Annotated in this window: 5 protein-coding genes; 3 read left to right on the forward strand and 2 right to left on the reverse strand. The window is 71.2% G+C overall.

All coding sequences use genetic code 11. The annotated features are described in order from the left end of the window. Positions 1–124 precede the first annotated feature (124 nt). Positions 125–7,777, forward strand: a complete 7,653-nt coding sequence (locus tag AC3WLN_RS02625) for an apolipoprotein A-IV repeat region-like domain-containing protein (protein WP_492479352.1) — start codon at positions 125–127, stop codon at positions 7,775–7,777. A gap of 80 nt (positions 7,778–7,857) precedes the next feature. Here AC3WLN_RS02625 and AC3WLN_RS02630 read toward each other — a convergent pair whose 3' ends face one another. Further along, positions 7,858–8,325, reverse strand: coding sequence for a DUF1489 family protein (locus AC3WLN_RS02630; RefSeq protein ID WP_463775119.1), 468 nt, complete (start codon positions 8,323–8,325; stop codon positions 7,858–7,860). Positions 8,326–8,405: 80 nt separating this feature from the next. Then, positions 8,406–9,551, reverse strand: a complete 1,146-nt coding sequence (locus tag AC3WLN_RS02635) for a hypothetical protein (protein ID WP_492479353.1) — start codon at positions 9,549–9,551, stop codon at positions 8,406–8,408. 273 nt (positions 9,552–9,824) lie between these two features. Here AC3WLN_RS02635 and AC3WLN_RS02640 point away from each other — a divergent pair, with 273 nt between their 5' ends. After that, positions 9,825–10,988, forward strand: coding sequence for an MFS transporter (locus tag AC3WLN_RS02640; protein ID WP_492479354.1), 1,164 nt, complete (start codon positions 9,825–9,827; stop codon positions 10,986–10,988). A gap of 60 nt (positions 10,989–11,048) precedes the next feature. Beyond that, positions 11,049–12,191, forward strand: coding sequence for an ABC transporter permease (locus AC3WLN_RS02645; protein WP_492479355.1), 1,143 nt, complete (start codon positions 11,049–11,051; stop codon positions 12,189–12,191). The last annotated feature ends 43 nt before the right edge of the window (positions 12,192–12,234 follow it).

Below are 12,234 nucleotides of genomic sequence, written 5' to 3' on the forward strand. Positions count from 1 at the left end.
GCGCTGCGGCGGGCTCGGGTATCGGAGCCTCGCGCCGAAGTCTAAAGTTCCTTGGTAAATTGGTAAAAGTAACCTTGATCGGCGGGCGCGGCCGGCGATCGGGATACGCGTAACGAGGCGTTGTATGGCCACGGAAAAGAAGCTCAAGGACCCGGCCGAGGCGGCTCTGTCGGCGATCGAGCAGGCTCTCAACCTCGACGCTTTCGCTCAGGGCGACGAGGCATCGCGGGTGGAACCGCGCCTTCCGGACGTCGGCGACAGCGATCCCTTGCGCGATCCCAGCGGGCGCCTCGCGCCGCCGCGCCTCGACCTCGACCAACCCCTCGCCTCGGACCTGCCGCCGCCGGACCGCAACCGGCCGCGCCGCGAAGGCGGCCTGCTGCCGCCCGACCGCTCCATGGTGGCCAACGACGATCGCCAGAACATCGGTATCCTGCAACAGACCCTGCGCGTCCGTCCCTCTCGCACGCCCTACCTGATCGCCGCTGCGGCCGGCGCCCTCTGGGTCGCGGGTCTCCTCACCCTGGCCTGGGTCCAGTCCTCCGGCGACCTGCGCGGCTTCTTCCAGGGCCTGACCGCGATCCAGGGGGCCGTCGCGGCGACTGCCCTCGTGGGTCCCGTGGTGCTCTTCGCCATCATGGGGATGCTCGCCGTGCGCGCCCAGGAGATGCGCCTCGTCGCCCGTGCCGTGGGCGAGGTCGCGATCCGTCTGGCCGAGCCCGAGAACTTCTCCACCGACGCGGTGCTGACCATGTCGCAGACCGTCCGGCGCGAGGTCGCGGCGGTCGGCGACGGCGTCGAGCGGGCGCTGGCCCGGGCCGGCGAACTCGAGACCCTGGTGCGCGGCGAGATCGCCACCCTGGAGCGGGCCTATTCCGACAACGAGATCCGCATCCGCTCCCTGGTCGACGAACTCGTCGCCCAGCGCGAGTCGATCATCGCCAATGCGGAGCGCGTGCGCGGCGCCATCGCGGGTACCCATCAGAGCCTGACGGCCGAACTCGACGGCGCCGCCGAGCGCATCGTCTCCGCCGTCAACGGCGCCGGCGACCGGGTCACCAGTGCCCTCGATGCCCGCGGCGAGGCCATCACCTCGGCTCTCGGGGATCGCGGCGACGCGATCACCGCCGCCCTCGGTGAGGCCGGCGACCGCGTCGTCGAACTGGTCTCCGGACGCGGCGACGACCTCGTGCAGCGCCTGGCCTCCACCAGCGAAGGCGTGCGCGGCAGCCTCGCCGAGGTTGGCAGCGCCCTGACCCTGTCCCTGGAGACTCGGGCCGACGAGGTCACCCGGGCCTTCGAGCGCACCGGCGGAATCCTGACCACCACCCTGGCGGAGAATGCCGGGCAGGTGGCGCGCACCCTGGCCCAGACCGGCTCAGAGGTCATCGAGGCCCTGAACCGCCAGGGCGGCGAGGTCCGCCAGACCTTCGAACTCTCCACGCGCGGCCTGGAGGAGGCCTTCCTCGCCCGCGGCTCCGAGCTGACGGCCCAGTTCTCGTCCACGGGCGGCGAGATCACCGCTCGCTTCGCCGAGACGGGCGATGCCCTGCGCGCCCATTTCGCCGAGACGGGTGCCGCCCTCACCCACGACATCTCCGCCCGCGGCGATGCCCTGCGCAGCGAGATCGAGACCGCGGGGACCGGCGTGTCCGCCCTCATCGAGGCCCGGGCCCGCGAGGCGCAGACGGATCTGGCCGCCGCCGCCGGCAGCATCATCGAGACCTTCGCGGCCCGCGCCGACGGCATGCGGGAGGATCTCATCCGATCGGTGGACGGCATCGCCTCTGGCCTCGACACACAGGGCGGCGCCCTGGCCGAGCGCATCGAATCCGCCGCTTCCCGCCTGCACGAGACCCTCACGGTGCATGGCTCGGAGGTCTCGAACCTGTTCGAGGCCCGGGGCCGCGACACACAGGCCGGCCTGGCGCTGGCCGCCAGCGCGATCATCGAGAGCTTCGGCGCCCGCGCGGAGTCCCTCCGGGAGAGCCTGATCGGCTCCGTCGAGGACGCGACGACCCGCCTCGACGAGCGCGGCGGCACCCTGGCCGAGCGCATCGAGGCCGCGGCCAACCGGCTCCGGGAGACCATCGACGTTCACGGCGGATCGGTCTCCGAGCGCATCGACGCGTCGGGCCGCGAGGCCCAGGCCGCCCTGGCGCTCGCCGCCAGTGCCATCGTGGAGACCTTCGGCAACCGTGCCGGCGGCGTACGCGACGACCTCCTCCGTTCGGTCGAAGGCCTCGCCAATGGCCTAAACCAGCACGGAGGTGCCCTGGCCGAGCGCATCGAGGCAGCGGCGAACCAGCTGCACCGGACCGTCACGGTCGAGGGCGCGAACCTGGAGAACACCCTCGGGGTGACCGGCGACCGCGTCGGCGAACTCGTCCGCCTCCGCACGCAGGAAGCGACGCAGACCCTCGAGGGGGCCCTGTCGTCCCTCGGGCACACCTTCGAGACCCGCGCCCTCGAGGCGGTGGACAGCCTGCGGACCACGGCCGCCAACCTCGACGCGCAGATCGGCAACCGCACCGCCGAGGCGGCAGACACCTTCCGCCGCAGCGCGGAGGAGACCACTGTGGCCCTCGGCGCCAGCACCACCGAGGCCGCGCAGTCCCTGCGCCGCGCCTCGGCCAGCGCCACCGGCGAGCTGGAGGCCCGCACCGTCGAGGCGGTGCAGATCTTCGAGAACAGGCTGGCCGCCACGTCGGCGGATCTCGCAGCCCGGACCGCGGAGGCGGCCGAGCTTCTGCGCAACGCCGCCGACAGCCTCGGGGGCACGGTCGGGACCAAGGCCAGCGCTTCCATCGAAGCCCTGCGCAGCACCCTGGATGCCGTCAACGAGGAACTGGCCCGGCGCGCGGAAGACGCCGCCGGCACCATCGCCCGCGCGGCCGACGGGCTGGGTGGCGATCTCATCGCCCGCATCCGCGACGTCGAGACGGTCTTCGACAACCACGGTCGTACCCTCGGCGACCTCATCGCCGCCCAGGCGCAGGAGGCCCAGTCGCAGCTCGCCAGTACCGGACGCGACATCGTACTCGCCGTGACCGCCCAGGGCGCGCGCGTGAACGACGCCCTGAACCAGACCGGCGCGAGCTTCGCCGACACCACGGAGACCCGCGTCCAGGCCATCGACCGGGTCCTCAACGACCGGCTCGCGACGCTGCAGGAGACCATCGCGCGCGGCGACATCCTCGCCGATCGCATCTCCCGCGACACCACCGCCCTGACCGAAACCGTGTCGGGCCGGCTGGAGGAGATGGACCGCGTCATCAGCGTGCAGGGCAAGGTGGTGGCCGACAGCATCGCCGAGCGCACGCGGGAAGCGCAGGAGGCCGTTGAGAGCCAGCTCGGCGCCCTCGAGGAGCGCTCCGCCCGCCGCTCGACTGAAATCGGCGAGACCTTCGCCAACCTGGTGGCTCAGATCGACGGCCATCTCGGCAGCCGCGCCACCGCCCTGAACGAGACCCTGATCGTGCGCACCGCCGAGATGGCCCGCGTCATGGTCGAGGGCGGTCGCGACCTCGTCCAGACCCTCGACGCCCGGGCGGACACCATGGCCGTCGACATCGCCCAGCGCGGCGCCAGCCTGGGTGACGTCCTCGGCGAGCGCTCGGCCGAGATCGCGCGTCGCCTCGACGAGCAGACCCTCGAACTGTCCCGCCGCCTCGACGAGGGCGTGGGGCGCTTCGATACCGGCGTGATCGGCCGGCTCGAGTCGATCGGCGCCGCGCTGCAGGAGCGCAGCCGCCTGATCGAGGAATCCTTCGGCGCACAGGCCTTCGAGGCGATCCGCCTGATCGAGAGCCGCACCCGTGCGGTGGACGAGGACCTGGCCAATCGCACCCGCGAGTTGGTCGACATGATCGTCGAGCGCACCGGTGGAGCCAATCAGGCCCTCGACGGCCAGGCCGCGGCGATCCGCGAAGCCTTCTCTCAGCGCGCCGACGAACTCGTCCGCCTCATCGATGCCCGCACCGCCGCCATGGGTACGGAACTCGACGAGAAGGGCCGCGCCGTGTTCGGAGCCCTGGGCGGCCGCATCACCGAGCTGGCTCGGCTGTTCGACCTCGGCAGCAATTCCCTCGGCCAGGTCCTGGAGCAGCGCGGCGAGGCGATCCTGTCTCGCCTGCGCGAGATGGTGGCCGAGGCCGACCGTCAGCTCAGCGAGGGTGAGGGTCGCCTCGGGACCACGCTCGACCGTCGGACCCTCGACATCAGCTCCCTCCTCGACGAGGGCGTGCGGACCGTGCACCAACTGCTCGACGACCGCACCGGCGAGATCCGGGCGCTCCTCGACAATCACGCCGGCTCGCTCAGCTCCAACTTCAGCGATCGCATCACACCGCTGCACGACGCCCTGGACCAGCGCGGACGCGCCTTCGTCGACACCATCGCGGCGAGCCTCGGCACCGCGAGCGAGGCCGTCGAAGCGCGCACCCGCGCGCTGGCCGCCCTGTTCGACGAGCGCGTCGAGCACCTCGACGAGGTGGTCGACCGCAGAAGCGGCGAGATGGCCCAGGCCGTGGACGACCGCACGCGTGCGCTGGCCAATCTGTTCGACCACCGCATCAACATCCTCGGTCAGCTGGTCGATCATCGTGGCACACATCTGACCGAGACCCTGGAGAGCCGGACCGAGGCCCTGTCGACCCTGCTCGACCAGCGCATCGGTGCGCTCGACGAGATCGTCGATCGTCGTGGCGCTCACCTGAGCCAGTCCCTCGACGCCCGCGCCCAGGGACTGCGCAGCCTCTTCGACGAGGTGCTGAGCGCCTTCGACGGCCTGCTCGACGGCCGTGCCGAAGCCTTGACCAACCGGGTCGAGACCCAGACGCGCGGTTTGACCACGCTGTTCGACGAGCGCCTCGGCGCCCTCGACCGGCTGGTGGATCACCGCACCGGCACGTTGTCCGACGAGGTCGATGCCCGCGCCCAGGCTCTGGTCTCGCTCATCGACTCCCGCATCGGCGCCCTCGACCAGGTCGTCGATGCCCGTGCGGGCGCCCTGCGCGAGCAGGCCGAGGCCATGGCGCAGACCCTCGTCGCCCTGTTCGAGGACCGTGCCGCCGGCCTGACCGCCCAGACGGACGAGCGCACCCGTGCCCTCGTGTCGATCTTCGACGAGCGCCTGCGCGCCCTGGAAAGCCTCGTCGACGGACGCGCCGGCACCCTCGCCGACCGCGTCGAGGAGCGCACCCGGACCCTCGCATCGGTCTTCGACACCCAGATGCGCACCCTCGACGAGACGGTGGACCACCGCGCCACCGTCCTGGCCCAGCAGACGGAAGAGCGCGGCAATGCGCTCGCCGCCCTGTTCAACGAGCGTCTCTCGGCGCTCGGTGGCCTCGTCGAAGCCAGCGCGGCGGAATTCGCCCGTACCATCGACACCCAGGGTCATGCCCTGACGGAGGCGGTGGACAGCCGGTCCGCGGCCTTCACCAGCCGCATCGACAACCGGATGAAGGTGTTCGCCACCCTCGTTGCCTCGCGCGGCGATGCCCTCGCGGCGGCCTTCGACGACCGCCAGGAGGCCTACGCCTCCCTGGTCGACGAACGCACCGCGGCGATGCTGGCGGCCTTCGAAGAGCGCGTCGATCGGCACGCCGCCCTGGCCGAGGCGCACAGCCAGGCCCTGGCTGCGGCCCTCGATCAGCGCAACGAGGCCGTGGCGGCGCTGCTGGACAGCGGCACCGGTGCGATGACCGAGGCGTTCGATCGCCGGTCGACGGCCCTGACCGGCCTCATCGAGGCGCGCGGCCACGCTCTCGCCCGGCGACTGGCGGAGAGTGCCGAGACCATCACCCGTGCCATCGAGATGGGCGGCGGTGCCCTCGTCGAGACGCTGGACGGACGTGGCAACGCGGTCGTCGCCAAGCTCACCGACCAGTCCGAGCGCCTGCGCGAGATCGTCGACGGGCCGGCGGCTCAGCTCGTGGAGGCTCTGGCCCTGCGCGGGGACGCCATCGAGCAGGCCCTCGAGAAGAGCGGGGCGCCGCTGATCGCCGCGATCCGGGAACGGACCGAGGCCCTGGCCGCGCAGTCGCGAGCCTCCGCGGCGGCCCTGCTGTCGGCCATCGACGGCGGCGCGGCACGCGCCATCGCATCCCTCACCGATGCCAACGACCAGATGCGCGGCGAACTCGCCCATGTGCTCGAGCGGATCGACGGCGCCAACGAGGCCCTGCGCGAATTGCTGGCGGGTACGGGCCGGAACCTCGGCAATATCGAGGAAGGCCTGTCACACCGCATCGCCGATCTGCGCGACGGGCTCGTGGCGGTGGCCGGTGAGACCGAGCGGGCGAGTGCCGGCGTGTCCGAACAGGTCAAGGCCCTCCGGAGCGTCGCCGAGGGCGCGCTGCGGGACGCTGCCGACCTGGCGGCCTCCCTCGACGAGCGCGGCCGCACCCTCGACGCGATCGGTCGCACCCATGTCGGCACCCTGCACCAGGCGGTCGGCCATCTCGAAGGCGCCGCCGGACAGCTGCAGGGCGCGGCCGGCGAAATCCAGAGCGCCGAGACTCGCCTCGCGGAGCGGCTGAACGAGCGCGAGGCCGCCATCGCCAATGTCCTGTCCCGGATCGAGGAGCGTTCCGGCATCCTCGATGCGCAGACGGCACGGTTCGACGCGATGATCGGCGAGACGCTGCGCGCCGCCGAGGAGCGGGCCCGGGCCGTGAGCACGCGGCTCTCCGAGACTGCCGCGGGGGCGGGCACCACCGTCGCCAAGGCCTTCGAGGGGCTGCGCAACGCTGCCGACAGCGAGAGCGGACGCACCGCCGAGGCCGTGCGGACCGCGATCGAGGCTGCGTCGCAGCAGATGATGGGCGTACTCGAGACGGCCTCCGGCCGCTTCGGGGACTCCGTCTCGAGCCTGCGGGAGATGGCGGCCGAGATCCGGCGCGAGCTCGATGCCACCCGTGCCGACCTCCAGCGCGGCGTGCTGGAGCTCCCGCGGGAGACGCAGGATGCCACCGGCGAGATGCGCCGGGTGGTCTCCGAGCAGCTCAAAGCCCTGACCGAGCTGTCGAGCCTCGTCCAGAGCTCGGGACGCGCGGTGGATGCGGCGGCCCCGAAGATTTCGGAGCCGAAGGCGCCTGCGACGCCCGCCCCGGTCTCACCCCCGACTCCGGCCGCCGCAGCACCGGCTCCGGCCGCCGCGGCGAAGCCCGCCTCCATCAAGCCGGCCGCTGCTCCGGCGGCGGCCAAGCCCGCCGCCTCGAGCCCGCGTCCGGGGACGTCGATGAACCTCGTCGCGGCTCCGGCAGCCCGGACGGGTACGGCTGCCCGCGGCGGGGAGAACCGCGGCTGGCTCTCGGACCTCCTGACGCGCGCCTCCATCGACGACGATGCCGAGCCGGCACCGAACGCTCCGGCTCCGGCGAACAAGCAGCAGGCGGATGCGCAGAAGAATGCCGCCGAGCGTGGACGCACGGCCCTGGAGACGATCTCCAGCGACATCGCCAAGATGATCGACCACCAGACCGCGGTGGAGCTGTGGGAGCGCTATCGCCGGGGAGAGCCGAACCTGTTCGACCGTCGCATCTACACGGCGCAGGGCCGGCAGACTTTCGAGGAAGTGCGCCGCCGCTACGCCGCCGATGCCGATTTCCGGCGTACGGTGGACCGCTATGTCGGCGAGTTCGAGCGTCTGCTCGGCGACGTCTCGAAGAACGACCGCGATTCCTCGCGGGCGGATGCCTATCTCACCTCGGAGACCGGCAAGGTCTACACGATGCTGGCCCATGCCAGCGGACGCTTCGACGGGGCGTAGGCTCCGGACGCGCAACGCCCGACCGAAAACCCCCGCCCTCCTCCCGGAAGGCGGGGGGTTCTCGTTTTCGATCCGCCCGTTCAGATCAGGCCCAGACCGGCGAGTTCGCGACGCAGAGCCTCCGGCATCTCGGCGAGCCCGCCGGCGGTGCGGGCGTCGAGGTCGGCCGGCGCATCCTCGGCCTTCAGGTAGCGCCAGCCCTGGAACGGGCGGCACGGGCGCGGCGAGACGGCGGTCACCTCGGGTTCGAGGATGAGCCGGCAACGCCCGATGCCATCGGTATCGGTGAAGGGTGTGATGGCGGTGATCGACTGGCGGCACAGCAGGGTGCCCTTGATGACCCAGTAGATCGAACCGCGCCCGACGATGTCGACGGCCCGGGTCGGCACCATGCGTGTGGTGTGCACCGGAGCCGGATCGCGACCCTCCCGCAGGGCCGCCTCGCGATGGCGCGCGATCCGCTCCTCCAGCTCGCCGATGCTGGCGGGACCGACGCAGAGCTTCAGGAGGTGCAGGATACGGGCGGCGGGCGTTTCAGCGGCGGGCATGGCGGCGTTGTAGCAGTCCCGCCGTGGCCGCGCGCGGTCTCGATCCGCGCCGCGATCCGCCGTCGTTCACGATTCGGTTCTCAGGAAAACAGGGCGCGCTTCTCGTCTTCAGTGAGCGCATCGATCTCGGCGAAGGCCGCGGCGATGTCGGTCTGCGCTTCCTCTCGGACCGGCACGGTCGACGCGGTCGTCGCACCGGGACGATCGGCCGCCGAAGCGGATGCCTCGGACGTCTTCGCTTCGATATCGGTCTCGGACTCCGCTTCGATCTCCGCCGCGGCAAAGGTCACGGAATCGATGCGATCTGCCGAGACTTCCTGCTCCCCTGCGTCGTCTCGCTCGACCAAGTTTTTCTGATCTGCGACGTCTTCTCGGTCTACCGTGTCTTGAAGCTCAGCCTCCGCGAGGTCGGCCTCTTCCGGCGACGCTTCGCGGTCCATCGACGCGAATTCCGTCTCGGCTTCGTGCCGAAGTTCGGGAGGCGCCTCCGCTGTGGCATCCGTGACGGCATCCGTCACCTCGAGGAAGACGATGTCGTCCTCGGCGGACGGATCGCTGGGCACCCGGCCCTGAAGCGGCGTGTGTGACGGCGCCGGTTCGGCGGTGGACCCGTCCATGTCGATGTAGCGGTCGACGTCGCTCTGGCAGAGGTCGGCCGGCATCTCAGGCGTCGCCGCTCCATCGGGGGATGCCGGGACCGGGTCCAGGGCATCACCCCAGATCGCCATCATGGCGGCGAGGCGCTCCTCGAGGTAGCGCAAGGTGTGGATGATCCGCGCCGTGCGCTGGGCCGTCAGGTCCTGGAACGAACAGGCGGTGTAGATGGCGGTGGCCCGACGATCGAGCTCGTCGCAGATCGCAGCGTCCGAACCGGACTCGCGCAGGGTCCAGGCGGCCTCCTGCACCTGCTCGGCTGCGCCGAGAATGTCGGAGGTGGCGCGCTCGGTCGAGCGCACGATGGCGTCGAGGGCGGCGGAGGCACCGCCGAGCCGGCTCTGGTCCTGGTCGGGGGCGTGGATGGCGGCGATCTCGGCCTTGGTCCGGGCGATGGCATGGGCCATGTCCATCAGGTCGCCACGCACCCGCCCGATCTGGCTGCTCTCGCGGTCGCTGGTGACCACGCTCTCCAGCCGCGCGATCGCGTCGAGAAGGATCCCCGTGTCATTGGTGCGGTTGCGCCGAAGATAGGCGTCGAGGAACCAGCGACCGCGCTCGCTCTCGGTCATCGCCGCTTCGATGCGATCGTATTCCGAGATGTCGACGGATGTCAGCGAATGGGAACTCGACATCAAACACGTGTCCTTGGCCGGACCGGGACCGGCAGGCGTTGGCCGGGTCCAGGCCGTCGCAGGTTGACAGCATCGATTTAACGCCGGCTTTACGCAGCCTCCGCCTGACGCGACGTTCACAGGCCCCCTCGTCCCGGTCCGGTCGTTTTGTCTGATCCCTCTTCCGTACGTCCGGAGCCGAACGCCTTTCGGCTATCGGTTCTCTACGCCGTGGTCTTCGTCGAGATCGGCATCGCCATGCCGTTCATGCCGGTTTGGCTGAATGCGCTGGGCCTCGACGCGGCGGTGATCGGCGCCCTGCTGGCCCTGCCGATCGCGATCCGCATCGTCGCCACCGCTCCGCTGGTCGGCTTGATCGACCGGGGGATCGCGGCGCGCCGGATCCTGCTGGTCGGGAGCCTCGTCCTGGCCGGCACCTACGTGCTGATGCCGTCGGGCGCCGCCCTGGGCTGGCCGGTCCTCGCGCTGCTCATCGGCCTGAACGCCGTCGCGGCCGCGCCGCTGGTTCCGAGCATCGACTACCTGACCCTCGGCGCCGTTCGGCGGAGCCGGCGCCTCGACTATGCTCGCATCCGGATGGCCGGCTCCATCGGCTTTCTCCTCGCGAACTTCGCCGGCGGAGCGGCCCTCGGCGCCATGGGCGAACGCCTGGCCGTGCCCCTGCTCCTCACCGTGCTGGCCCTGATCGCCGCAGCCGTGGTGCTCGCCGCCCCCGTCGAGGCGGGCCCCACCGCGCCGCACCATCCCGAAGCGGGGCGGCTGCGCCTTCCCGCCGTCCTGTGGTTCTCGATCGGGGCGGCCGCCCTGATCCAGTCGAGCCACGCGGCGATCTATGCGTTCGGCAGCATCCATTGGAGCACACACGGCATCCCGACCACGTGGATCGGGACGCTCTGGGCCATCGGCGTGGCCTCCGAGATCCTGCTCTTCGCGGTGATCGGTCGCGCGCCGACCCGCTGGCGGACCCCCTTCGCACTCCTCGGCCTGGGTGGGGGTGCTGCCCTCCTGCGGGCTGTCGGCATGGCGTCCTTCGGGGACCGCCTCGGGCCGGTGATCGCCCTGCAGGTGCTGCACGGCCTCACCTTCGGGGCGACGCAGCTCGGGGCGATGGCGGCGGTGTCGCGCTTCGCCCCCGACGGCGCCCGGGGCCGGGCCCAGGGCACCGTTAGTTCGGTGGGGGCCCTCGCCTCGGCCAGCGCGACGCTGATGACGGGCATGGCCTACCAGACCGGCGGCGGGCCCCTCGCCTTCGGCCTGATGGCGCCGCTGGCGGCTCTCGGCTTGTGCCTCGTGGCACGCGCCGCGCAAGCGGCTCGCGCATTCAGCCTTCACAGCACCACGATTGTGGGCCAGGGGGCGGGACAACCCGATTAACCTTGACCGTCCGGTAACCGGGATCGGTGTTTCGTGACCGCGGCATGGAGTGCGGCGTCATTGGCTAGAGCCGAGATCAGGACCAACCCGGAAACCGCCGACGCCGCGATCCTCGAGGGCGGGCGCGTCGGCCTGTCCGGCCGCTGGACCGCCGACCAGGGCGCGGCCGTCGAGATCGCCGCTGCGCGCATCGTCGGCAGCGCCGCGGGGACGTCCCTCCTCGTCGACCTCAGCCGCATCGCCCGCCTCGACACCCTCGGCGCCTGGGTGCTGGAGCGGACCCGCGCCGAAATCGAGGCCGCGGGCGGGCGCCTGGCCTATGCCGGTGCGACGCCCGAACACCGGATCCTCCTCAGCGAGGTGAAGCTGCGGGCGGCCGAGCCGCCGCCGCCGCGCCGCGGGCGGCTGATCGGCTTCCTCGACGACCTCGGGCGGCGTGTCGTCGGCGCGAAGTCGGACCTCGTCACCGGCCTCGCCTTCTTCGGCGAAGTCGTCATCGCCTGCATCCGGGTCGCCGCTCGCCCCAGCACCTTCCGGGGCACCGCCCTCGTCAATCAGATCGAGCAGGTCGCTTTCCGGGGCGTCCCCATCATCGTGCTGATCTCGTTCCTCGTGGGCGGCATCGTCGCGCAGCAGGGCATCTTCCAGCTCCAGCGTTTCGGCGCCCAGAGCTTCGTCGTGAACCTGATCGGGCTCCTCATCCTGCGCGAACTCGGCGTGCTGTTGACCTCGATCATGGTGGCCGGCCGCTCCGGCTCGGCCTTCACCGCCGAAATCGGCTCGATGCGGATGCGCGAGGAGGTCGACGCCCTGCGGGTCATGGGCCTCGACCCGATCGAGATCCTGATCGTACCACGCATCCTCGCCCTGGTGATCGGACTGCCGATCCTGACCTTCCTTGCCTCGCTGGCGGCCCTGGCCGGCGGAGGGCTCACCGCCTCGCTCTACGGCGGCATGACCGTCGATGCCTTCCTGGCCCGTCTCCAGGCGGCGGTGTCTCTGCACCACGTGGCGGTCGGCCTGATCAAGGCACCATTCATGGCCCTGATCATCGGCATCATCGCGACGATCGAGGGCTTCGCCGTGGAAGGCTCGGCCGAGTCCCTGGGTCGCCACGTCACGGCCTCAGTCGTCAAGTCTATCTTCATGGTGATCGTCCTCGACGGATTGTTCGCCGTCTTCTTCGCCGCGATCGATTTCTGAGGATCGGCCAGACCGTGTCCGCCCCACATCCGAAGACCCGCTT

Source organism: Methylobacterium sp. FW306-05-D (assembly GCF_058782155.1).

Excerpts from the sequence above, each read along its gene's own strand:
- AC3WLN_RS02625 (WP_492479352.1), top strand. The coding sequence starts at position 125 with ATGGCCACGGAAAAGAAGCTCAAGGACCCGGCCGAGGCGGCTCTGTCG.
- AC3WLN_RS02630 (WP_463775119.1), bottom strand. The coding sequence starts at position 8,325 with ATGCCCGCCGCTGAAACGCCCGCCGCCCGTATCCTGCACCTCCTGAAG.
- AC3WLN_RS02635 (WP_492479353.1), bottom strand. The coding sequence starts at position 9,551 with ATGACCGAGAGCGAGCGCGGTCGCTGGTTCCTCGACGCCTATCTTCGG.